Source organism: Streptomyces sp. NPDC030222 (genome assembly GCF_055573115.1).
Genome location: NZ_JBVICA010000021.1, coordinates 98,957 through 122,548, shown reverse-complemented (window position 1 = coordinate 122,548; position 23,592 = coordinate 98,957). Strand labels below are relative to the sequence as shown.

Below are 23,592 nucleotides of genomic sequence, written 5' to 3'. Positions count from 1 at the left end.
CGGTCAGCCTCCGGCCGGGAACGCGCCGGTGCGGCGGGCGACGGCCAGCGCCCCCGCGAGCGACTCGACGGTCGAGTAGGTGAACAGGGTCCGCACCGGTATCTCCAGGCCGAAGTCCTCCTGGAGCCGCAGTGCCACCCGGGTCGCGGTCAGCGAGTCGCCGCCCAGGTCGAAGAAGTCGTCCCGCGCGCCGACCTCGTCCGCGTACAGCGTCTCGGCCCACACCCGGGCCACCGCCCGCTCGGCGGGGGTGCGCGGCGCGATGAACTCGGCTTCCAGTCCGGTGCGTTCGCCGTCCGGCGCGGGCAGCGCGCCACGGTCGGTCTTGCCGCTGGTGGTCAACGGCATCCGGTCCAGGAAGACGTACGTGCCGGGCACCATGTAGCCGGGCAGAGTGCGCCCGCACCAGTCGCGCAGCGCACCGATGCCGGGGGCCGGGCGGCCGGGCGCCGGGACGGCGTACGCCACCAGCGTCTTCTCGCCGGGCACGTCCTCGCGGACGGTGACGGCGCAGGAGCCGATGTCCTCGTGGCCGAGCAACGCGGCCTCGATCTCGCCCAGTTCGATGCGGAAGCCGCGCACCTTGACCTGGTGGTCGAGGCGGCCGAGGAACTCCAGGTCGCCGTCGGGCAGCCAGCGCACCAGGTCCCCGGTGCGGTACAGCCGACCGGCTGCGAACGGGTTCTCGGTGAAGCGTTCGGCGGTCAGGTCGTCGCGGCCGAGGTAGCCCCGGGCCACCCCGGCGCCGCCGATGAGCAGTTCCCCGGGCACGCCGACGGGGACCGGGCGGTCCGTGTCGTCGACGACGTACAGCTCGGTGCCGGCGGTGGGGCGGCCGATGGGGATGGGGCCGGTGGTGTCGGTGATCTCGGCGACGGATGCGTAGACGGTGGTCTCCGTCGGGCCGTAGCCGTTGAGGACGCGGGTGGCCGTGCGCAGCATCCGTGCGGCCAGTTCGGCGGGCAGCGCCTCGCCGGCGGCGAAGATCTCCAGGTCGCGCGGCCGGTCGCCGAGGGCGTCCAGGAGCGGGCGCAGGGCGGACGGCGTGGCCTGTACGAGGGTGACGGAGTGCCGGTCGACGAGCTCGACGAGGGCGGGCGGATTGTGGATCTGGTCCTGGTCCGCGCCGATGATCCGACCGCCGGTGATCAGCGGCAGGAACACCTCGACGCCCGCGATGTCGAAGGTCGCCGAGGTGGTGAAAAGGACCCGCTCACTGGCCGGCGCCGGGAAGGTCTCCCGCATCCCGCACAGCAGGTTGAGGAACCCGCCCCGGGTGACGGCGACGCCCTTGGGGGTGCCGGTGGAGCCGGAGGTGTAGAGGACGTAGGCGAGGTGCCCGGGCCCGGCGGCCGGGGCCGGTTCCACGACGGCGGACGCGGCGATCGCCGCGCGGTCCGTGTCGAGGGCGACGAGGGTGCGCGGCCCGGCGGCGCCACCGGAGAGCCGCTCGCGCAGCGACTCCTGGGTGACGACGACCGGCGCGGCCGTGTCCCGGAGCACGAACTCCAGCCGGTCGACGGGATGCTGGGGGTCGAGCGGCACATACGCCGCGCCCGACCTGAGCACCGCGAGCAGCGCCGTGATCAGTTCGGGGCCGCGCTCCAGGCAGACCGCGACGGGCACGTCGGGCCCGGCACCGAGGCCGCGGAGGTGGTGCGCGAGGCGGTCGGCACGGGCGTCGAGCTCCCGGTAGGAGACCTCCTCGGCGCCGAAGACGACCGCGACGGCGTCGGGCGTCCGCCCGGCCTGCTCGGCGACCAGTCCGGCCACGTCCTGGCCGACGGGGAAAGCGGGGCGGCCGCGGCCCCAGCCGGTGAGCAGCAGCTCGCGCTGGGCGGGGTCGAGCGGGTCGAGGCCGCTCAGCGGGAGGCCGGGGGCACCGGCGATCGCGGTGAGCAGGGTGAGGTAGTCGGCGGCGAACCGCTCCGCGCTCGCAGTGTCGAACAGCTCGGCGGCGAAGTCGAAGCGCAGGGCCCGCTCGGCACCCTGGCTCTCGTGGCTCAGGGTCAGGTCGGGCGGGCAGACACCGTCGGCCGCGTAGGCGGGGCCGTCCGTGAACAGTGCCTGGACGACAGGGTGGTGGCCGGCGTCGGTGCCGGGTGCGAGCTCGGCCGCGAGGCGGGCCGACGGCAGTGCGGCGGCCCGGCCCCGGATGAGCGCCGCGTCCGCCCGGGCCACGAGCGTGGCGAAGGCCGGGTCTCCGGTCAGGTCGGCCCGTACGAAGGCGAGTTCACCGTTCGTGCCGGGCACGCCCACCGCGAGGTCGCGCTGCCGGGCCCACTGGCCGAGCAGTACCTGGTAGGCGGCGAGCAGCACGGCGGACAGCGGGGTGCCGTACTCGGCGGCCGCCTTGCCCAGCGCCTGTGCGGTGTCGGCCGGGACGGTGCGGGTGAGGTGGCCCAGGGCGCCGGTGCGCGCCGCGGGGCGCGGCCGGTCGGTGGGCAGCTCCAGCGGTTCCAGACCCGCCAGTTCGGTCCGCCAGAACTCCAGCGGGTCGGTCATGACCCCTCCGTGGTGTCGAGGATCCGCGCCAGTGCCTTGCGGTCCGTCTTTCCGTTGTCGTTGAGCGGCAGCCCGCCCGGCAGGTGGGTGAGCGAGGCGGGCACCATGTGCAGCGGCAGCAGCTCGCGCAGCCAGGCGTCGAACCGCTCGGGGTCCACCTCGCGGCCCGCGTAGGCGGCGATCAGCTCGGTCTCGCCGTCCGGGCCCGGCAGGGCGAGCACCGCGGCGTCGATGACATGCGGGTGGCGGTGCACGGCCGCCTCGACCTCGCCGAGTTCGATGCGGAAGCCGCGCACCTTGACCTGCTCGTCGAGCCTGCCCCCGTGCACGTAGAGCCCGTTCTCACGGCGGACCCGGTCACCGGTGCGGTACCAGTGGCGGTCCGTCAGGATGGTGCTGCCGTCGTAGCGCACGGCCGGGGCGCCGTCGGGCTCGTACGACACGAACCGCCCGGCGTTCTCGCGTGGGTCGAGGTAGCCCGCGAAGCGCTGCGGGCCGCGCACGCACAGCTCGCCCTCGTCGGCGGCCAGGCCGTCCGCGTCGAGCAGCACCATCTCCATGTCCGGGAAGGGGACGCCGATCGGCACGGTGCCGCCGGAGGACTCCGGCCAGTCCGAACACGGCCCGTACAGCGCGTGGTTGGTGCAGACCACGGTCAGCTCGGTGGGGCCGTACACGTTGTGGATCACCGTGTTCGGGGCGACCGCCCGCCAGAGTTGCGCGTGCTGAGCGGTGACCGGCTCGCCGCCGAACATGCTGTGCCTGAGGTTGACGGCGCGGCCCAGCGGCAGATTGCCGAGCCGCTGCGCCTCGCGGATCACCGAGGGGACCGAGAACCAGTGGGTGAGCTCGCGCTCGACGATGAAGTCGACCGGCCGGTACAGGTCGGCGGCGAGCGGGACCACCAGGGTGGCGCCGCCGCCCCAGGTCCCGAACAGGTCGATGACGTGTGCGTCGAAGGTCAGGCCGAAGGTCTGGGTGAGCCGGGCGCCCGGCGCGATCTCGTAGCGCTCGATGTTGTGCGCGAGGAACCCGGAGGTGTTCCGGTGCCGGATCGGCACACCCTTGGGCTGGCCGGTGGAGCCCGACGTGAACAGCAGGTACGCCTCGCGGTCCGGGTCGTCGGGGACCGGCGGGAGCGACTGCTCGAGTACGTCGGTCGGCGCGCCGGGCGCCCGCTCGGCCTCGTCGAGTTCGAGGACGGTGGGCCGGTACCGCTCGGGCAGCCGGGCGAACAGCTCGGCGGACCGGGTGTCCACGAGGGCTACCTCGACGCCGGCCCGCTGGGCGATGTCGAGGCTGCGCTGCGCGGGGTAGTCGGGGTTGAGCGGGACGATGCACGCGCCGAGCCGCTGGATCGCCAGGTAGCCGGCGTACGCGGCGACCGAGCGGGTGGCGGCGAGCGCCACCCGGGTGGGCGGCGAGCCGTGCTTGCGGGCGATGCGGTCGGCGAGGGTGAGCGCGAGGGCGCGCAGCTCGCCGTAGGTCAGTACCTCGTCGCCGATCTCCAGTGCGGGCAGGCCGGGGTGACGCAGGGCCGATTCCTCGAACCACTGGTAGAGCGTGCGCTGTTGCCGGTCGTTCATCGCTTCCTCGGTATCGGTGTGCTGGTCTGGCGGGCGCGGCCGCGGGCGCGCATGGCCTCGGCGCGGGCCCGGGCCCTGCTCTGACCGCGCTCCCCGGCGGCCGACGGGGCGTCCGTGGCCGGCGCGCCGCCCAGGAAGGCGGCCATGGCCTTGACGGTGGAGTGGCGGAACAGGTCCACCACGTCGATCTCGCGGCCCAGTGCGGTGCGCAGCCGGTCACGCAGGCGGATCAGGAGCAGCGAGTTGCCGCCGGCGTCGAAGAAGTTCTCCGACGCTCCCACGGTCCTGCCGAGCACCTGCTCCCAGGCCCCGGCGACGGTCCGCTCGGCGTCGCTCACCGGCTGCGCGTCGGCCTCGTCCGCCGACCGCCCGGCTCCGGCCTGTGCGGCTGCCGTTTCGGCGAGCAGCTTGGCGGTCCGCTCCCGGTCGGGGCGGCCGCTGGGCAGCAGCGGAAGCCGGTCGGTGACGAGCAGCCGCGCGGGCAGCAGGTAGCCGGGCAGTACGTCCCGCAGATACGTGCGGAGTCCGTCGGTGGTCAGGTCCGTGCCGGGCGCGGCCGCGACGGCCGCCGCGAGGGCGCCGTCCGCCGGGTCGGTGAGGACCTGCGCCCGTACGACGTCGGGGTGCGCGAGCAGCGCGGCCTCGGCGTCGAGGGCGGCCACGCGGACACCCCGCACCAGCGTGCGGTCGGCCGCCCGGCCGGCGAAGACGAGCCGCCCGTCGGGGAGCCGGCGGGCCAGGTCGCCGGTGGCGAACAGGCGCGCGCCGGGCTCGCCGCCGAACGGGTCGGGCAGGAAGCTTTCGGCGGTGCGGCTCGCCTGGTCCAGGTAGCCCCGGGTGACGGACGGGCCGCCGATGTGCAGCTCGCCGACCGCGCCCGGCGCCGCGAGCTCGCCGTGCGCGTTCAGGACGTACGCCGTGGCGTCGGCCGGCAGCCCGAGCGGCAGGGGGCCGTAGCCCTCGCCCTCCGGCGCCTCTGCCGGACCCACGAGGGCGGGGCCGGCCGTCTCGGCGCAGGTGTACAGCTGGTGCACGTCCCCGGCCCCGGCGGCCCGCGCGGCCCTGAGGGTCCACGGGAACAGGGGCTCGCCCGCGGTCAGTACGGCGGCCGGTGCGCCACTCGTGAGCAGCCCCGCCAGCTCGGCGGGGGCCGCGAGCACGGTGGCGGCATGCACGGTGGCTTCGTCACCAGCGGTCGGGACGACCACGCGGCCGCCCCGGGTCAGCGGGCCGAACAGCTCCAGGAAGGCGGCCGGCGAGCCCGGCGCCCCCAGCTGGGCGACCGCGTCGAAGGTGGTCGCGGGCAGCTCGCGGTGGGCCCAGCGCAGCCGGGACACCAGGTTGCGGTGCTCGGCGACGACCGCGCGCGGCTCGCCGGTGACGCCCGACGTCCGCAGCAGCCAGGCGGCGCCCCGCGCTGTGACGCGTACGGCGACCGGCGACTCGTCGCCGTGAACGTCACCCTCGTCCTCCGGGTCCAGCACGTCGACCCTGGTGTGGTCGAACAGCGCGCCGGACCAGGCGTCCGCGAGGACCGTCGTCAGCCCCGCGTCGTCGAGGGCGAGCCGCAGCAGGAAGGCGGGCAGCTCCGGGTCGAGCGGCACGCACATCCCGCCTGCCCTGACCACGCCCAGCTGGGCGGCGGCCAGCGCGAAGGACTTGGGCACGCACACCCCGACCGGGGTCTCGGGACCGACCCCGAGTGCCCGCAGGCGCGCCGCGATCCGGTCCGCCGCGCGGTCGAGGTCGCGGTACGTCCAGGTGCGCGCCCCGGCGGCCACGGCGACCGCGTCGGGGGTGCGGGCGATCTGCTCGGCGACCAGCTGGTGCAGACAGCTCTCGTCCTCGTATGCCGCCACGGGCGCCGGGCGCTCGGTGCGCAGCAGTGCGGAGACCCGGGCCCGCGGGTCGGCGCCCGCCCGCTCCAGGACGGTGCGCAGCCGGGCGAGCAGCAGCTCGACGGTGGCCTCGTCGAAGAGGTCGGTGCGGTAGTCGGCGAGGGCGAGCAGGCCCTCGGCGCTCTCGACGGTGTCGATCGCCAGATCGGTCTTCATGGTGGGCAGCCGCAGTTCGGCGGCGGCGAACCGGGCACCGGCCGCCTCGTGGACCGGAGCGGCGGGCGAGTGCGTGTACATGACCTGGTAGAGCGGGTGGTAGCTGGGGTCGCGGGCGAGCCCGAGCCGGTCCATGACCTCGTCGACGAGCAGGTCGGGGTGGTCGAGGGCGTCCAGCAGGTCGCCGCGCACCCGGCCGATCAGCTCGCCGAACTCCGGGTCGTCGGCCAGCTGTCCGCGCAGTACGACGGGACGGGTGAGGTAGCCGATGATGCCGGCGCTCTCGGTGGTGTCACGCCCGGAGACGGCCATGCCGGTGAGCACGTCGGTGCCGCCGTACTGGCTGAGCACGACGTCGACGGCGGCCTTGAGCACCATGAACAGGCTGGCGCGCCTGGTGCGGGCCAGCCGGCGCAGGGGCTCCACCACCGACGTGGGTACGACGGTGGTGACCCGGCCGCCCTCGTGCCCGGCGCGGGCCCGGCGGGGCCCGGCGAGCGGCAGTTCCAGGACCTCGGGGGCGCCTGCCAGGTGCCGCGTCCAGTAGGCGAGCCGCTCGGGTCCGGCCGCCTCGTCCTGCGCGGTGCGGTCGGCGAGGAACTCCCCGTATCCGACGGTGGGCCGGGGCAGGGGGTCGGGCAGTCCCCGCGCGAACGCGTCGTACAGGGAGGCGAGTTCGGCGGTGAACAGCTCCAGCGAGGCTCCGTCGAAGACGATGTGGTGGACGCCGACGAGGAGCCGGTGGCGTGTCTCGCCGAGGCGGAGCAGCCGGGCCCGCAGCAGCGGCCCGCCGTCGAGGCAGAAGGGGGTGCGGGCGAAGCCGTCCGCGAGTGCGGCCGCCTCCTCCTCGGTCGCCTCGACGCGGTCGAGGCCGACCGGACCGGGGGCCCCGATCCGCTGGACGGGCTCCCCGCCGGCGTCGGGGGACCGCACGATGCGCACCCGCAGCGCGTCGTGCCGCCGGACGAGGGCGTCCAGGGCGCGCCGCAGGGCGTCGCCGTCGAGCGGGCCCTCGATGGTGACGGCGAAGGGGATGCTGAAGAACGGGTCGCCGGGCCGGAGCTGACCGAGGGCCCACAGCCGCCGCTGGGCGGGGGTCAGGGGAAGGGTGGTCATGCGACGGCCTCCGGTTCCGGGGTGCCCGCCTCGTCGCCGGAGCCGCCGCGCAGACCGGGGACGAGGAGGGCCAGGGCGGCGACCACCAGAACCGCGCCGGCCACCACGATGGAGGCCGCGATGCCGACGAGCCCGGCGAGCATGCCGCCGACGACCACGCCGAGGACGGTGAAGTTGACCATCAGGGCGTTGAGCAGGCCGACGCCGCGGCCACGCAGCTCCTCGGGCAGGTCGCTGAGCAGCGTGTTGGCGACCGGCACCTGGAACAGTCCCGAGCCGAGCCCGGCGAGGACGCACCAGAGCAGGACGACGGTCAGGCCGAGGCCGCCCCGCTCGGTGGCTTCCCACACCGTGCCGGTGGGCGCGAGCAGCAGCAGGGACGCGCCGAACAGCACGATCGAGCCGATGAGCAGCCCCCGGTCGGAGAACCGGCGCACCAGCGGCGGACCGGTGAGCGCGCCGATCACACAGCCCGCGCCGAACCCGGCCTGCGCCAGGCCGTACTCGAAGGCGGGCAGCTCGAAGACGCTCAGGAGCTGGGAGTTGAGGTTGGTGGTGAACAGGCCGAGGACCAGCATCACCGGGACCATGACGATGGCCAGGAACCGCAGCGACGGCACGGCGAGCACACCGGAGATCCCGGTGCGCAGCGAGGACCAGTACCCCTCGCGGCCGCTGTCGGCGCCCCGTACGGGCACCTCCCGCAGCACGGCCATGCTGGCGAGCAGCACCGCCGAGATCACGAACGTCGCGGCGTCCAGCACGAAGACCGCCGTGACGCTGCCGAACGCGATGAGCAGTCCGCCGAGCGCCGGGCCCACCAGGTTGAGGGTGTGGTTGGTGGACTGGAAGAGGGCGACCGCCGTCGGGATGCTGTGCCCGCGCACGATCAGCGGGATCGCGGTGATGCGTGCGGTCTCGAAGAAGGCCTTGGCGATGCCGCTGAGCAGGATGAGCACGAGCAGCAGCAGCGGCGAGTCCTGTACGACGATCATCCCGAGCACCAGGACGACGCGGACCAGGTCCGAGCCGACCATGAGCAGCCGGGCCGGCAGCCGGTCGGCCAGCGGTCCCACGAACGCGCCGAGCGCCCCGAAGGGCAGCAGCTGCGCGATGACGACCAGGGACACGTACAGGACCGGGTCGTCGGTCTCGGTGGCCACGACGTAGATCAGGGTGATCTTCGTGATGGCGTCACCGAGGAAGGAAGCGACCACGGCCAGCCAGTAACGGATGTACGTCCGGTCCTTCAGCAGGTCAAGCACGGTCGCCCTCCCCGTTCCGTGCGGTGCCGTTCAGCAGGTCGTTGAGCACCGCTGCGACGCCCTCGATGTGGGGGTGGCGCATCATCGTGTAGTGGTTGCCGTCGACCGTGCGGACGTCGAAGTGCTGCCCGGTCAGCTCGTTCCAGGAGGCGGCCAGGTCCCACTCCTCCTCGCCGGCGCGGAGCAGCGTGACCTTGCCCTTGACCGGGCTCGGCCGGAAGTTCCACACCAGGCGCAGGTTGGCGACCCACAGCTCGTGGATGTCGCGGATCTGCTCGCGGCCGGCGTCCGGCGGCAGGTAGCCCGAGGCGCGGGCGATGCCGAGCAGGTAGTCGAGGTGTTCGTCGGCGCCCATGGCCCGGAGTTCGGCGAGCGACTTGAGCCGGTCGCCGTAGTCCCACTGGAGGTTGGCGGCGATGGCCTCGACGATCTCGGCGGGGTCCGGCTCGGAGCCGGCCGGCACGACGGCGGGCGCGTGCGAGTCCATCATGAGCACCGACACCTCGGCGCCGCTCTTCTCCAACTCGCCCGCGACGGCGAAGGCGTTGGCGCCGCCGTAGCACCAGCCGACGACGGTGTAGGGGCCCTCGGGCTGGGTCTCGCGGATCAGCTCCGCGTACTGGGCGGCACGGTCGCCGAAGCCGGTGAACGGCAGCTCGCCGTCGACGGGCGGTGGAGAGGCCAGCGCGTACAGCGGGCGCCCGGCGGGCTCCACGAGCGCGGCGAACGGCATGTAGCAGACGACCTCGCTGCCGGCCGGGTGGGCGAAGAACACCGGGGAGCCCGTGCCGTCGCCGGAGCCGAGCTCGACCAGGTGCACCCCGGTCTCGTCCTGGTACCCCTCGCGCAGCATCCGGGCGAACCGCTCGACGGTGGCGCCCCGGAAGATCGCCGCCATCGGAAGCTGCCGCCCGAACCGCTTCTCGATCTCCGCCATCAGGCGCAGTACGAGCAGGGAGTGGCCCCCCAGGTCGAAGAACCGGTCGTGCAGGCCGATCGGGGAGACCCCGAGGACCTCCTCCCAGATGTGCGCGACCTCCAGCTCGACGGCGTCGCGCGGCGGCACGTATCCCGCCGCGTCGCGTTCGACGGCGGGGGCGGGCAGCGCGCGGCGGTCGATCTTGCCGCTGGTGCCCAGCGGGAAGGTCTCCAGGCGGACGATCGCGGCGGGGACCATGTAGTCGGGCAGGAGGCCGCGCAGGTGCTCACGCAGCTCCTCGGCGGTCAGCGACTCGTCGGCGGACTCGACGTACCCGGTGAGCCGCTTGTCGCCGGGGCGGTCCTCACGGACCAGGGCGACCGCGCGGCGCACCGCCGGGTGCTCCTCGAGCCGGGCCTCGATCTCGCCCGGCTCGATGCGGAAGCCGCGCAGCTTGACCTGGCCGTCGTCGCGGCCGAGGAAGACGAGCGTGCCGTCCTCGCGCAGCCGCGCCTTGTCGCCGGTGAAGTAGAGGCGGGCGCCGGGGCGGGCGCCGAACGGGTCGGGTACGAACCGCTCGGCGGTCAGGCCCGGCCGGCCGCGGTAGCCGCGGGCGACGCCGGTGCCGCCCAGGTACAGGTCGCCGGGCATGCCGACCGGGACCGGTTCGAGCCGTTCGTCCAGGACGTACACCTGGGTGTTGTCGAGCGGCCGGCCGATGGAGATCTGCTCGGCGCCGCTGTCCAGGCGCTGGAAGGTGGACCAGATGGTGGTCTCGGTGGGGCCGTACACGTTCCACGTACGGCCGGGCTCGCGGACCAGCTGCTCGGCCAGGGCGGGCGGCAGGGCCTCGCCGCCGACCAGGACGCGCAGCGAGCCGTCGTTGTGCCAGCCCGCCTCCACCAGGAGGTGCCAGGTGGCGGGGGTGGCCTGCATGACGGTGGCGCCGGTCTCCGCGAGCAGCTCGGCGAGCCGCCGGCCGTCCACGGCCTGCTCCTTGGTGACGACGTGCGTCCGGGCCCCGCTGATCAGCGGGGCGTACAGCTCCAGGCCCGCGATGTCGAAGGTGACGGGGGTGACGGCCGCGAGGGTGTCGCCCGGGGCGAGCCCCGTCTCGCGGGCCATCGCGAGGAGCAGGTTGACCAGGTTGCGGTGGGTGACCTCGACGCCCTTGGGGCGGCCGGTGGAACCCGAGGTGTAGATGACGTACGCGAGCCGGTCGTCGCCGGAGGCGGGCTTCGCCGGCGTGGCGGGCGCGGCGGCGATCACCTCGGCGTCGGTGTCCAGGCAGACCCGCTCGCCGGGGCACTCGGCGAGCGCGTCGAGCAGGTCGCCGCGGGTGAGCAGGAACGCGGTGCCGGCGTCGCCGGTCATGTCGGCGAGGCGCCGCGCCGGGTAGGCGGCGTCGAGCGGCAGATAGGCGCCGCCCGACATCAGTACGCCGAGCAGGGCGACGACGAGGTCCACCGAGCGGTCCAGGCAGACGCCGACGACCGTCTCGGGGGTGACGCCCCGGGCCTGCAGGTGGGAGGCCAGCCTGCCGGAGCGCTCGACGAGTCCGGCGTACGTCAGCTGCTCGTCGCCGCAGGAGACGGCGACCGCGTCCGGGGTGGCGGCGGCCTGACGGCGCACCAGGTCGTCCGGGCACAGGCCGGGCTCGCGCTCGACCGCGGTGCTGTTCCACTCGACGAGCAGGGTGTGTGCCTCGTCGGCGTCGATCAGGGACAGCTCGCCCAGGGCGCGTCCGGCGTCCTCGGTCATCTGCTCCAGGACGCGCACGACCTGGCGGGCCATCCGGGCCATCGTGCTCTCGTCGAACAGGTCGGTGTTGTACTCGAACATGCCGTGGAGGTGGTCGGCGGCGAGCATCGGGTCGTCGACGAAGCCGAGGAACACGTCGTCCTTGGCGGTGGCGTTGTCGAGCATCAGCTCCTCGACGCGCAGCCCGGCCATCGGCGGCGGATCCTCGTGGACGAAGTCCACCAGGATGAACGAGGCCTGGTAGATCGGGGTGCGGCTGGGGTCGCGGACGATGTCCAGCTCGTCCAGGAGGGTGCCGAACGGTATGTCGAAGTGGTCGAAGGCGCCCAGCATGGTCGAGCGGGTCGCCTGGAGCAGCTCGCGCACGGTCATGGTGGGCGAGACCGTGGTGCGCAGCGGCAGCATGGTGAGGAAGTAGCCGATCATCGGCTCGATCTCGGGCCTGCCGCGGGTGGAGGAGGTCGTGCCGACGACGATGTCCTCCTGGCCGCTGAGCCGGTGCAGCAGCGTCTTCCAGGCGGCGAGCAGCACGATGTTGATCGTCACGTCCTCGCGCTTGGCGAGGTCGCGGATCGCCTGGGTCAGCTCCGGGGTGAGCGGGAACTGGTAGCGGGCGCCGTTGGAGGTCATCAACGGCGGGCGCGGCCGGTCGGTGGGCAGTTCCAGGACCAGTTCGGCGCCTTCGAGCTGCTTCTTCCAGTACGGCAGGTGCTTGCGCTCGACCTCCTCGGCCAGCCACCGCGGCTGCCACTCGGCGTAGTCCGCGTAGTGCACCTCGATGGCGGGGAGCCGGGGCTCCCGACCGGTCGCGAACGCCGTGTAGAACTCGGCGAACTCGGCGTTGAAGATGCCCATCGAGCCGCGGTCCCAGACCAGGTGGTCGACCGTGCCCACGAGCACGTGCTCGTCGTCGGCGACCCGCAGCATCGTGATGCGCAGCAGCGGTCCCTCGACCAGGTCGAAGGGGGTGCGCATCTCCTCGGTGGCGAGGCGCGTCAGTTCGGCCTCGCGCTCCTCGTCCGGTACGGAGCGCAGGTCGACGTGGCGGACCGGCACCTTCATGGCCGGGTGGACGACCTGGACGGGGGCGTGGCCGTCCTGCTCGAAGGTGGTGCGCAGGGCCTCGTGGCGCTGCACGAAGGCGTCGGTGGCGCGCTGGAGCGCGTCGCGGTCCAGCTCACCGTGCAGCTTCGAGGCGAAGTACACGTTGTAGAGCGGGTCTTCGTCGTCGAACTGGTGGATGAGCCAGATGCGTTCCTGGTCCACGGTGAGCGGCACCCGGTCGCCGCCCTTGCGCCGGGGGACGGGGCCGGCCGTCACGGGCGTCCGGGCGCGCTCCCGCATCTTCTTGTCCAGGAGGGCCCGCTGGGCGGGGGTGAGGCCGGCCAGCCGGCTGGCGAGTTCGGTCACGGCTGCTCTCCTTCGGCGTCGGCCTCGGCGGCCCGGTACCGGTTCTTGAGTTCGGTGAGGTGTTCCAGGCCCTTGACGACCTGGTCCGGCGCGAGGCCGAAGTCGACCAGGCAAGCCACCTCGTCCACGCCGATGTCGACCAGGTCCTCGATCAGGGACTCGCACTTGTCGGGCGTGCCGAGGAGCGCGAGCGTGTCGAAGTACCGCTCGAAGGTGGCGTTCAGCATCACGTCGCGCTCGGTCGCGGAGAGCTTGGAGAAATCGCTGCCGAAGCTGTCCTGCTGGGCGAGGAAGGTCTTGAGGTAGCCGGTCAGCGGCGCCCGCACGATCTCCCGGGCGCCGTCGTCGTCGGAGTGCAGGAAGGTGTGCACCATCGCGGTGACCTTGGCGCGGGCAGGGTCGTGCCCGGCGCCGACGAGCGCCTCGCGGTAGGCGGCGATCTTGTCCTTGAGGTCGGCCGGCCGCTGGGCGACCAGGCCGGTCAGCAGGTACGCACCGGCCTCACCGGCCTTGACGAAGGTGTCGGGGCTGCCCTGCGCCGCCACCCATACGGGGAGCTCGGCCTGGAGCGGGCGCGGCAGGGTGCGTACGGACTGCGTCGAGCCGTCGGCGCGCGGAAGCCCGACGCTCTCCCCGGCCCACAGCCGCTGGATCGTCTCGATCGCCTCGAACATGTCCTCCTTGCGGTGCGGGTAGCGCTGCTGCCCGTCGCCAGGGGCCAGGAGGAAGTCGTCGGGGTGCCAGCCGGAGGCCGCGGCGATCGCGGCCCGCCCGCCGGACAGGTTGTCGACGACCGCCCACTCCTCGGCGACCCGCACCGGGTGGTGCAGCGGCAGTACGCAGCTGCCCGCGCGGATCTGGATCCGCTGGGTCTGTACGGCGATGGCCGCGGCCAGGACCGACGGGTTCGGGTAGAGCCCGCCGAAGTCCACGAAGTGCCGCTCGGGCACCCAGATCCCCGCGAACCCGTTGGCGTCGGCGAACCGGGCGCTCTCCATGAGCATGTCGTACTTCCCCGGTCCGGCGGCGGTGCCGTCGCCGGAGAAGAAGAACAGGCTGAACTCCATGGTGCTCTCCGGGCGCCGGGCGCGGCGCGGCGCGGCGGCCCGCCTGGCGTCGGCGTTCTCCCCCGCGTCCACGCCGGTGGGCGCCTTGACGCCGCGCTCCCGCATGGAGCGCTCGAGGACCGCGCGCTGCTCGGGGGTCAGCGAGGAGAGCCGTTCCCGGAGCCTGCGCGCCTGCGCCGCCTCGATGCCGGTGTGCGTGTTCTCGTCAGCCATGGTCAGCTGTCACCCTTCAGCTTCTGCTCGGCCTCGGCGGCGGAGAGGGCTTCGACTTCGCGCAGCATCGCCTCGAAATCGTCCAGACCGATGGACTCGGCCTGGTGGGCGCGGATCGCCGCCGCGAGCCCGGGTACGGTCGGCGCCTCGAAGACGGCGCTCATCGGGAAGTCGCCGTGCGCCTGGCGCAGCCGGCCCACGATCTGGATGGCGAACAGCGAGTTGCCGCCCAGGTCGTAGAAGTCGTCGTCCGGGCCGATCGGGGAGGCGCCGAGCATCTCCTGCCACACCCGGGCCACTGACTGGGCCAGTTCGTCGTCCGGCCACACGGTGGCGGGGTCCCAGTCGCCGGCCTCGCCGCGGCCGCTGCCCAGTGCGTCGGTGAACGAGGTCGCGGTCAGGCCCTCCTGGTCGGCCAGGACGTCATGGAAGTCCGCTCGGGACACGACCAGTTGGGGCAGCCCGGCGAAGAGTGCGGCGCGGGCCAGCGCGAGGCCGTCGGCGACGGGGATGCCCTGGGTCAGGCGGAGCCGCTCGTACAGCTCGCGCACCTCGGGCAGCCCGGCCATCTGCTGCTCGAACCAGTCGTCCCACTCCCACTGCGACCAGTCGAGGGTGACGGTGTTGCGTCCCGCGGCGGATCCGGCGGCGGCGAAGGCGTCCAGGAAGGCGGCGGCCGCGCAGTTGTCGGCCTGACCGAAGCCGCCGACGATGCCGGTGGTGGCCGAGCAGGTCAGGAAGAAGTCCGGCTCGTCGGCGGCGAGCAGCTCTTCGAGGAGCAGCGTGGAACGCACCCGCGCCCCGAGCACGGCGTCGAAGTCGTCCCGCGACTTGAGCGCGACGAGTCCGGTGCCCCGGGCGTCCGCGCAGTGCAGTACGCCGTTGACGGCGCCCAGCACGGTCCGGGCCTCCTCGACCAGGAGCCGGGCCTGCTCCGGGTCGGCCAGGTCGGCGGCCCGGTAGGTGACGGCACCGGGCCGGGCGGCGCGCAGCGCGGCGAGCCGCTCGGCGCGGCTGCGCTCGGCCCCCGCGGGCAGCGCGTCCCAGTCGCTCTCGGCCGGGAACTCCGGGTCCCCGACGAGCACCAGGCGGGTGCCTGCCTCGGCGAGCTGCTCGGCGAAGCTGAGCCCGGCCTCGCCGGACGCACCGGTGACCAGGTAACCGGCGCCGGCCCGCCATGCCCGCCCGGCGGGTACGGCGGCCGGCTCGACCGGTGCGAACGCGCGGCGCAGCCGCTGGGCGCCCCGGTAGGCGACGAGCGGTTCGGCGCCGGGACCGGTCAGTTCGGCGGTGAGCTGCGCGGTCAGCAGGGTCCGCGCGGCGGTGTCCGCCGGGGGCAGCACGTCGATGCTGCGGCAGGTCAGCCAGGCGTACTCCTGCGGCAGGACGGTGACCGCGCCGTACAGGGCGGCCCGCTCGGGGCGGGTCACGGCCGAACCGTGCGCGTCCTGCAGCCGGTCGGTGAGCACGTCGACGCGCACGGGGGTGTCCGTGCCGCTCTCGCCGAGCGCCTGCGCCAGCGAGACCAGGCTGTGGAAGCCGGTGGCCAGACCGTGGGCGTAACGGTCCTGCACGGTCGAGGGGGTGGTGCTCTCCGGGTCGGTCACGGACCAGGCGTGCACGATCCGGTCCGGGACCGGCCCCTCCTGGCGCAGCTCCTTCAGGATGCGGCCCAGGTGCTCGGCGTCCGCCGGGTCGGCGTCGAAGCCGTGCTCGGAGGTGCGGGCGTACGCCGTCGCCTTGCATACGACGGTGACGCTCTCGCCGCGCTCGCGCAGGGCGGCGACCAGGTCACCGGTCAGCCCGCGGCCGTCGGCCAGGACCAGCCAGGCGGCCGGCCCGGCCTGCTCCGGCCCGGTCCGCTCCGGAGCGGCGGTGGCCAGCGGCGCGCGGTGCCACACCGGTGCGTACGTCCACCGGGCGCTGTCCGTCCGGACGCCGGTGGTCACGGTCGGCTTGGGCAGCAGGAAGCTTCGGCCCTGGAAGGGGTAGGCGGGCAGCGGGACCCGGCGGCGCGCGCCGCCGGTGTGAAGGGCCGGCCAGTCGACGCTGACACCGTGGCGCCACAGCTCGGCCAGGCCCTCGCGGACCGCGCGGCCCTCGGCGGGGACCTCGGCGCCGGCCCGCGGCTTGCGCAGCAGGCTGACGACGGGGCCCGGCTCCGGGTGGGTCCTGACGAGCCCGCCCAGCTGGCTGCCGGGACCGGCCTCGACGAACACGACGGGGCCGCGCCGGGCGAGGGTGGCGACGCCGTCGGAGAACCGGACGGGCCGGCGGGTGTGGGCGACCCAGTACGCCGGGTCGGTGGCCTGCTCGTCGGTGATCCAGGTGCCGGTGACGTTGGACAGGAAGGGGATCCTCGGCGCGTGCAGCGTGACCGAGCGCAGCACCTCCTCCAGGGCGGGCAGGGCGGGCTCGACCAGCGCGGTGTGGAAGGCGTGCGAGGTCTCCAGCTCACGCACCGAAGCGCCCTGTTCCTCCAGTACGCGGCGGGCCTCGGCGACCTCCTCGGGCGTACCGGCGACCACGCAGGAGCCGGGCGCGTTGACCGCGGCGATCGTGGCGCGGCCGTCCAGCGCCTTCGTCAGCGCCTCCTCGTCGAGGAGCACCGACAGCATCCGGCCGGGCGCGAGGTCCTGCATCAGCCGGGCGCGGCGGGCGACCACGCGCACGATGTCCTCCAGGCTGAACACCCCGGCCAGGCAGGCCGACACGTACTCGCCGAGGCTGTGCCCGGTCATCGCGTCCGGCGTGACGCCCCAGGAGAGCAGGAGCTGCGCGGTGGCGTAGTCGAGGGAGAAGACGGTGGGCTGGGTGTAGAGGGTCTGCCGCAGCCGCTCGCGGGTCTCCTCGCCGTCGTCGGCGAATGCCACGTCCCGTACGTCCCAGCCCAGTTCGGGCCGGAGAAGCTCGGCGCACCGGTCGAGGGCCGCGCGGAAGACGGGCTCGGTGCGGTACAGGTCCGCGCCCATGCCCGGGTACTGGGCCCCCTGGCCGGGGAAGAGGAACACCACGCCGGGGGCCTGGTCGCCCTGCCCGGCGGCCACGGCGGGCCGGTCCTGGCGCAGCGCGGCGGCGGCGCCCTCCCGGCTGTCGGCCACCACGGCGCGGCGGTGGGCGAACTCGGCCCGGCCCGACTGCAGCGTGTGGGCGGCATCCGCGAGCCCGGCACCGCTCTCGGTGAGCGCGGTCGCGAGGCGCTCGGCGGCGGCGTCCAGGGCTTCGGGGGTACGGGCCGACAGTGGCAGAACCTGCCAGTCGCCGTCCGCCTCGGGCTCCGTGGTCACGGCGGCGTTCACGGCGGGCGCGGCCTCGAGGACCACGTGCGCGTTGGTGCCGCCGAAACCGAAGGCGCTCACCCCGGCGCGCGGCGGGGTCGCCGTCCGCGGCCACGGGGTGCCTTCGCCGCTGACCACGAACGGCCCCTTGTCCAGGGCGAGTCGGGGGTTGGGGGCACGGAAGTGCGCGGTCGGCGGGATGAAGCGGTGCTCCAGGGCGAGCGCGGCCTTGATGAGGCCGGCCACGCCCGCGGCGGCGTCGAGGTGGCCGATGTTGGCCTTCACCGAGCCCAGGTGGACCGAGCCGGCCGGCGCGTCGGTACCGAACACCTCGGTGAGCGCCTCCACTTCGATGGGGTCGCCGAGCGGGGTGGCGGTGCCGTGCGCCTCGACGTACTGGACCGTGCCGGGCTCGACGCCCGCGACGGCCAGCGCCTCTGCGATGACCTCGGCCTGGCCGTGCGGGGACGGTGCGGTGAAGCCGATCTTGGCGGAGCCGTCGTTGTTGACGGCCGAGCCACGGATCACGGCGTGGATGTGGTCGCCGTCGGCGACCGCGTCCTCAAGGCGCTTGAGGACGACCAGGGCGACGCCGTCGCCCGAGACGGTGCCGGAGGCGTCCGCGTCGAACGGGCGGCAGTGGCCGTCCGTCGAAAGGATCGCGCCCTCTTCGTAGCGGTAGCCGCGGGGCTCGAACGCGCGCACCGCGACACCGCCGGCGAGGGCGAGGTCGGATTCCCGGCCGAGCAGCGACTGCACCGCGAGGTGCACGCCCACCAGCGAGGAGGAGCAGGCGCTCTGCACGGTGAAGCTGGGCCCGGTCAGGCCGAGCTTGTAGGAGACGCGCAGCGCGAGCATGCCGGGGTCGTTGCCGATGGCGACCTGGATCTCGTCGGAGGTCTGCCCGTCCGAGCCGGGGCCGGCGACGCGCTCGCGCAGGTAGCCGCTGCCCGAGGTGCCGGCGAAGACGCCGGTGCGGCCCTCGAAGGTGCCCGCGGGGTAGCCGGCCCTCTCCAGGGCCTGCCAGGCGGTCTCCAGGAGCAGCCGGTGCTGCGGGTCCATGAGTTCGGCCTCGGATCGGGTGACACCGAAGAACTCGGCGTCGAACCGGTCGAACCCGTCGACGGGGAAGCCGGACTTCACATAGGCCGGGTCGGCGAGCAGCCGCTCGGGCACGCCCGCCTCGGCGAGCTGCTCGTCGGAGTAGTCGGTGCGCCCTTCTTCGCCCGCCGCCACCATGCGCCACAGAGCGTCGACATCGCCGGCACCGGGGAAGCGGCCGCTCATTCCGATGATGGCCACGGACTGCTCGGGCAGCGGCGGTTCCGCTTCGTACGTCATGCGTTCTCCCCGTACGGGTTGGTTATGGACTGTGCGGCGAGCAGCTCTTCCACGGCGCCCGCGAGTTCCCGGACCGTGGGCAGGTCGAAGAGGAGCCGCAACGTCACGGCGACGCCGAACTGCTCCTTCGAGCGGGCCACGACCTGGGTCGCGAGCATCGAGTGCCCGCCGAGTTCGAAGAAGTCGTCGTCGAGGCCGACGCGGTCCACCGAGAGCGCATCGGCCCAGATGTCCACGAGGGCCTTCTCCACCGGGGTGCCGGCCGCCTCGAAGCCGCCGCCCAGGTCGGGACGTACGGCCTCGGGCGCGGGCAGCGCGCGCCGGTCGACCTTGCCGTTGAGGGTCAGCGGAAGCCGGTCGAGCTCCACGAAGACGTTCGGCAGCATGTACGCGGGCAGGGTGCGCCCCAGGTGCTCGCGCAGCTCGGTGGTGCTGTCGGCGAGTCCGGCCCCACCGGACACCCAGTACGCGACCAGGCGCGGCTCGCCGACCGAGTCCTCGTCGACCGTCACGACGCAGTCCCGGACGTCCGGGTGGCGGGTCAGGGCGTTCTCGATCTCGCCGAGTTCGATGCGGTAGCCGCGCACCTTCACCTGGTGGTCGAGCCGCCCGAGGTACTCGTGGTCGCCGTCCGCGCCGCGCCGGGCGCTGTCGCCCGAGCGGTAGCGGCGGGAGCCGGGCACGGCCGCGTCCGGGTCGGGCAGGAAGCGCTCGGCGGTCAGGGCGGGCCGGCCCAGATAGCCCCGGGCCACCCCGGCGCCGCCGACGAACAGCTCGCCCGCCTCGCCGTCGGCCGTTTCGGTGCCGTCGGCGGCGGCGACCTTCGTCGTCCAGCCCTCGAAGGCGCCGCCGATCATGCTGCCGGCCGCGGCGTCGAGGTCGGCCGAGGTCATCCGGCGGTAGGTGGAGTGCACGGTGGTCTCGGTGATCCCGTACATGTTGACCAGCTCGGGCCGGTCCTCGCCGTGCCGGGCGATCCACGGCCGCAGCGTCTCGGGCGGCAGGGCCTCCCCGGCGAAGACCACGAGTCGCAGCGCGTCGAGGGGCGCGGGGCCGCCCGTCGGGCCCTGCTCCTCCTCGTACCGCACCAACTGCCGGAAGGCGGACGGGGTCTGGTTGAGGACGGTCACCCGCTCGCGGTGCAGCAGCGCGTGGAGCTCCTGCGGCGAGCGCCGGGTCTCCTCCGGCACGACGACGAGCCGGCCGCCGTGCAGCAGCGCGCCCCACATCTCCCACACCGACACGTCGAAGGCGGCGGAGGCGAACATCGACCAGACGTCCTCGGGGCCGAAGCCGAAGTGGGCCCGGGTGCCGGTGAGCAGGCCCGTCACATTGCGGTGCTCGATCATGACGCCCTTGGGGGTGCCGGTCGAACCGCTGGTGTAGATGACGTACGCGAGGCCGGCCGGTCCGGTGCCCGGCTCCTCGGGCGCGGTGTCCGGGTACGCGGCCAGGTCGGTACCGCCGGGGCCGGTCAGAACGGTGTGCTCGGCGGCGAGACCGCGCCCGGCCCGGTCGGTGACCAGGACGCCCGCGCCGGCGTCGGCGAGCGTGAAGGCGATCCGCTCGTCCGGGTTCGCCGGGTCGAGCGGCACGTACGCGCCGCCCGCCTTGAGCACCGCGAGCAGCGCTGTCACCAGGGCGGTGGTGCGCTCCATGCAGACGGCGACCGGCACTTCGGGGCCGACGCCGAGGGAGCGCAGGTGGTGGGCGAGGCGGTTGGCGGCGCGGTCGAGCTCGGCATAGGTCAGCCGGCCGTCGGTGCCGGTCACGGCGACCGCGTCGCCCCGCTCGGCCGCCTGCCGCCCGAACCAGGCGTCGATGGTGCCCGGCTCTGTGGTGGCCAGTGGGTCAGCGGTCACGGTGAGTGTTCCTCTCGGAGCCGGACACCTGGAACCGGACCGCTGCGAGATCCAGAACCGGCTTGTCCGGGAAGGTGATTGCGTCGTGCAGCGTCTGCTCGTAGGCGGCGAGGAATGCGGCCGGGGTCTCGGGTCCGAACAGGTCGGTGTCGTATTCGAGGGTCAGCGCGACGCCCGAGCCGCCCTCCTGCGCGTACAGACTGAGGTCGTACTTCGCGGTGTCCTGCGGTCCCGTGAGGTCGAGGGAGCAGTGGTCGAGCCCGGCGAAGAGGGGCGCGGACTGCTCGTTGAGGAAGCTGAACATCACCCGGAACACCGGCAGGAAGTCGCGGCTGCGCCGGGAGACCAGGGCCTCGACCAGCTTGTCGAAGGGCAGTTCCTGGTGCGCGGAGGCGTCGAGCAGCGCGGTACGGGTGCGGGCGTGCAGCGCGCGGAAGCCCGGAGCGCCGCCGAGTCCGACACGGACCGGGACCATGTTGATGAAGCAGCCGAGGAGCTCCTGGAGCTCGGGCCGGGTGCGGCCCGCGACCGGGATGCCCACCGTGACGTCGTCGGTCCCGGACCAGCCCGCGAGCAGCGCCTGGAACCCGGCGAGCAGCGTCATGTTGAGCGTCCCGCGCTCGCTCCGGCCGAACTCACGGAGTCGGGAGGTGAGTTCGGGCCCGAGCTCGCGGGTGACGACCGCGCCCCGGAAGGAGCGGTACCGGGGCCGGGGGCGGTCGGTGGGAACGGCGAGGGCCTGCGGGTCGTCGCCGAGCACCGCGCGCCAGTGGGCGGTCAGGGCGTCCAGTGTGTCGCCCTGGAGCCGGTCACGCTGCCAGACGGCGTAGTCGGCGTACTGCAGCGCGGGCCCGTTGCCCGTATCCGCGCCGCCGTACAGCTGCCCCAGCTCCCGGAAGAAGATCTCCACGGACCAGCCGTCGATGGCGATGTGATGGAACGTCATCACCAGGTGGTGCTCGTCGGAGCCGAGCCGCAGCAGGTGGGCCCGCAGCGGCGGGCCGACGGCGAGGTCGAAGACGTGGGCACCCGCCTCGGCGGTGATGCGGGCCGCCTCGGCCGCAGGGTCGCCCTCGCCGGTCAGATCGGTGTACGGGAGCGCGACCTCCCCGGGCACGGCGACGACTTGGTGCGGTACCCCGGACGACGTCTCGTAGCTCGTACGCAGCACCTCGTGCCGGGCGACGAGCGCGGTCAGCGCCCGGCCGAGCCGGCCGCGGTCGAGGCCGCCGTGCAGCCGCAGCACGGTCGGCACGTTGTAGAGCGTGGTGTCGGGATCGATCTGCTGCATGAACCAGAGCCGTTGCTGGGCGAAGGACAGTGGCGGCCGCTCCGGGCGCGCCCCGGACCCCGGGCCCGCCGGTCCGGCCGCCGCCGGCCCGGCCGTCGTGCTCCTGGCCGCCATGGCGTCCCGTACCAGGCGGGCCATGCCCTCCAGGGTGGCCGCGTCGAGCAGCCCCTCGGGCTCGACGCGCGTGCCGAGCTCTTCGTCGATCCGGTCGGCGAGGGTGCGTACCGTCTCCGGCCCCCCGCCGAGCGCGCGCCAGCCGGAGGCGAGCGTCACACCGGTGACGTCCAGGATCTCGGCCCACATCTGGGCGAGCTCTTCCTCCACGAATCCCATGACCGTCATACCAGTTGTGTCCCGGGGTGAGAGTGACGCACGGCGTCCTGGAGCAGTTCGAGGAACCTCGGCGGGTTGCCGCTGAAGTAGAAGTGATCGCCCTCGAAGACGTGCACGGTGGCGCCCGCTGTCGTGTGGGCGCCCCACGCACCGGCCTCGGCGGGCGGCACGTCGGGGTCGTTGTCGGCGACGAAGACCGTGACCGGGCAGGCGATCCCGGCACCGTCGTCGAGCCGGTAGCCCTCCAGGGCGCGCAGGTCGGCGCGGATGGCGGGAAGCACGAGCTGCAACAGCTCCGGGTTCTGGCGCACCCCCTCACGGGTGCCGCCCAGGCCCATGATGCGGGTCAGCACGGCTTCGTCGGTCTCGGCCTCGCCGCGGGACGCGCCGCTGCCGGCGGTCAGCCGGTCCGTACGCACCGAAGGCGCCGAACTGGCCGACACGACGAGGGCGTCGGGGACAGGCCCCCCGGCCGACTCCAGCCGCCGGGCGACCTCGAAGCCGATGAGCCCACCCATGCTGTGTCCGAAGAAGGCCGGGCGCCGCGGCAGCCGGGGACGCAGCGCCTCGTACACGCCGTCCGCCAGCGCCGCCACGGAACCCGCGGGCTCCTCGAAGAGCCGTTTCTCGCGCCCCGGGTACTGGATGACCAGCATCTCGATGTCCGGGTCGAGCGCCGCCGAAAGGCCGAAGTAGTAGCTGGCCGACCCTCCCGCGTGCGGAAAGCAGACCAGGGTGTGCCGAGCCGTGGGCTTCGGGTGGAAGCAGCGGATCCAGGGGGTGGGGGCGGGGGCGGAAGCGGGGTCGGGGGCCGTCGCCGTGGCCGTGCCGCTGTCGGGACAGTGGCCGTCGTCGGTGCCGCTCATCGGGCGGACACCGCCTCGGCCGTGAGCGCCCGGAGCGCCCGGTGGGCCCGGCGTGCCTCCGCGAACTCGACCACCTGCCCGGCCAGCGTGGTCAACTGCCCCTGGATGTGCGGGTCGTCGCACGCGCCGTCCGCGCCGAACCCGGCCGTCGCGCTGTTGAGCGCCACCCCCAGCGGGGTGGTCCAGCCGCGCAGGGCGTGCACGATGTCCCGGAGCGCGGCGAGCGTCGTCACGGCACCCTGCCAGCCCAGACCGACGGAGATGCAGCCGACGGCCCGGCCCGAGAGGTACGGCCGGGCGTCGTCCCGGAGCTCCTCGGTGTAGTCCAGGGCGTTCTTCAGGAGCCCGGACACCGTGCCGTGGTACGCGGGGCTGGCCAGCACCACCCCGTCCGCCGAGGCCACCTTGTCGAGCAGCCGGCGCGCCTGCGGCGGGCAGCTCGCCACGCGCGGGTCGTACAGCGGCATCACCAGGTCGGCGCCGCTGACGAGAGCGACCTCCGCACCCAGCCGGGCGGCCTCCGCGAGCACCACCCGCAGCCCCAGCTCCGCGGTAGCGCCGGGTCGGGGGGACCCTCCGATTCCGACGACCTTCACGGCCTGCTGCATGAACTCCCCGTTCCCCAGTGGTCGATGCGGTCGATCGCCCGGTCGATCAGGACCGGCCACAGCCTTCGGCAAGCGAACGTGCAGGTGCAACGCCCGCCGTCCGGGAGTTCCGATGGC

General features: G+C 74.0%; 11 protein-coding genes. All 11 read right to left on the bottom strand.

Annotated features, from left to right (window positions below):
• Window positions 1–3: 3 nt before the first annotated feature.
• From ACZ4Z5_RS26595 to ACZ4Z5_RS26545, 11 genes are read right to left on the bottom strand one after another with little or no spacing between them, the layout of a single operon-like run.
• Entirely contained in the window at window positions 4–2,505 is a 2,502-nt protein-coding gene (locus ACZ4Z5_RS26595) for a non-ribosomal peptide synthetase (protein WP_468266980.1), read from the bottom strand.
• A complete protein-coding gene (locus tag ACZ4Z5_RS26590) occupies window positions 2,502–4,091 on the bottom strand; it encodes an amino acid adenylation domain-containing protein (protein ID WP_468266978.1) in 1,590 nt (529 codons plus the stop codon). Before ACZ4Z5_RS26590 ends, ACZ4Z5_RS26595 begins: the two co-directional genes overlap by 4 nt.
• Entirely contained in the window at window positions 4,088–7,261 is a 3,174-nt protein-coding gene (locus tag ACZ4Z5_RS26585; RefSeq protein ID WP_468266976.1) for a non-ribosomal peptide synthetase, read from the bottom strand. Before ACZ4Z5_RS26585 ends, ACZ4Z5_RS26590 begins: the two co-directional genes overlap by 4 nt.
• Window positions 7,258–8,526: an MFS transporter gene (locus ACZ4Z5_RS26580; protein ID WP_468266974.1), complete on the bottom strand. Its 1,269-nt coding sequence runs from the start codon at window positions 8,524–8,526 to the stop codon at window positions 7,258–7,260. Before ACZ4Z5_RS26580 ends, ACZ4Z5_RS26585 begins: the two co-directional genes overlap by 4 nt.
• On the bottom strand, window positions 8,519–12,616 hold the full coding sequence (locus ACZ4Z5_RS26575) for a non-ribosomal peptide synthetase (RefSeq protein ID WP_468266972.1): 4,098 nt from the start codon (window positions 12,614–12,616) through the stop codon (window positions 8,519–8,521). The genes ACZ4Z5_RS26580 and ACZ4Z5_RS26575 overlap by 8 nt, the downstream gene beginning before the upstream one ends.
• Window positions 12,613–13,896, bottom strand: a complete 1,284-nt coding sequence (locus ACZ4Z5_RS26570) for a MupA/Atu3671 family FMN-dependent luciferase-like monooxygenase (protein ID WP_468266970.1) — start codon at window positions 13,894–13,896, stop codon at window positions 12,613–12,615. Before ACZ4Z5_RS26570 ends, ACZ4Z5_RS26575 begins: the two co-directional genes overlap by 4 nt.
• A gap of 2 nt (window positions 13,897–13,898) precedes the next feature.
• The gene (locus ACZ4Z5_RS26565) at window positions 13,899–18,515 is read right to left on the bottom strand and encodes a type I polyketide synthase (protein WP_468266968.1); all 4,617 of its coding nucleotides are present in this window, start codon (window positions 18,513–18,515) and stop codon (window positions 13,899–13,901) included.
• Complete coding sequence (locus ACZ4Z5_RS26560; RefSeq protein WP_468266966.1) at window positions 18,512–20,377, bottom strand: amino acid adenylation domain-containing protein; 1,866 nt, start codon at window positions 20,375–20,377, stop codon at window positions 18,512–18,514. The genes ACZ4Z5_RS26565 and ACZ4Z5_RS26560 overlap by 4 nt, the downstream gene beginning before the upstream one ends.
• Window positions 20,367–22,010: a condensation domain-containing protein gene (locus ACZ4Z5_RS26555; protein WP_468266964.1), complete on the bottom strand. Its 1,644-nt coding sequence runs from the start codon at window positions 22,008–22,010 to the stop codon at window positions 20,367–20,369. Before ACZ4Z5_RS26555 ends, ACZ4Z5_RS26560 begins: the two co-directional genes overlap by 11 nt.
• Complete coding sequence (locus ACZ4Z5_RS26550) at window positions 22,007–22,867, bottom strand: thioesterase II family protein (protein ID WP_468266962.1); 861 nt, start codon at window positions 22,865–22,867, stop codon at window positions 22,007–22,009. Before ACZ4Z5_RS26550 ends, ACZ4Z5_RS26555 begins: the two co-directional genes overlap by 4 nt.
• Complete coding sequence (locus ACZ4Z5_RS26545; RefSeq protein ID WP_468266960.1) at window positions 22,864–23,475, bottom strand: NADPH-dependent FMN reductase; 612 nt, start codon at window positions 23,473–23,475, stop codon at window positions 22,864–22,866. The genes ACZ4Z5_RS26550 and ACZ4Z5_RS26545 overlap by 4 nt, the downstream gene beginning before the upstream one ends.
• Between the last annotated feature and the right edge of the window lie 117 nt (window positions 23,476–23,592).

Coding starts and splice junctions, on each gene's coding strand:
- ACZ4Z5_RS26595 (WP_468266980.1), bottom strand. CDS start 2,505: ATGACCGACCCGCTGGAGTTCTGGCGGACCGAACTGGCGGGTCTGGAA.
- ACZ4Z5_RS26590 (WP_468266978.1), bottom strand. CDS start 4,091: ATGAACGACCGGCAACAGCGCACGCTCTACCAGTGGTTCGAGGAATCG.
- ACZ4Z5_RS26585 (WP_468266976.1), bottom strand. CDS start 7,261: ATGACCACCCTTCCCCTGACCCCCGCCCAGCGGCGGCTGTGGGCCCTC.
- ACZ4Z5_RS26570 (WP_468266970.1), bottom strand. CDS start 13,896: ATGGCTGACGAGAACACGCACACCGGCATCGAGGCGGCGCAGGCGCGC.
- ACZ4Z5_RS26565 (WP_468266968.1), bottom strand. CDS start 18,515: ATGACGTACGAAGCGGAACCGCCGCTGCCCGAGCAGTCCGTGGCCATC.
- ACZ4Z5_RS26555 (WP_468266964.1), bottom strand. CDS start 22,010: ATGACGGTCATGGGATTCGTGGAGGAAGAGCTCGCCCAGATGTGGGCC.
- ACZ4Z5_RS26550 (WP_468266962.1), bottom strand. CDS start 22,867: ATGAGCGGCACCGACGACGGCCACTGTCCCGACAGCGGCACGGCCACG.
- ACZ4Z5_RS26545 (WP_468266960.1), bottom strand. CDS start 23,475: ATGCAGCAGGCCGTGAAGGTCGTCGGAATCGGAGGGTCCCCCCGACCC.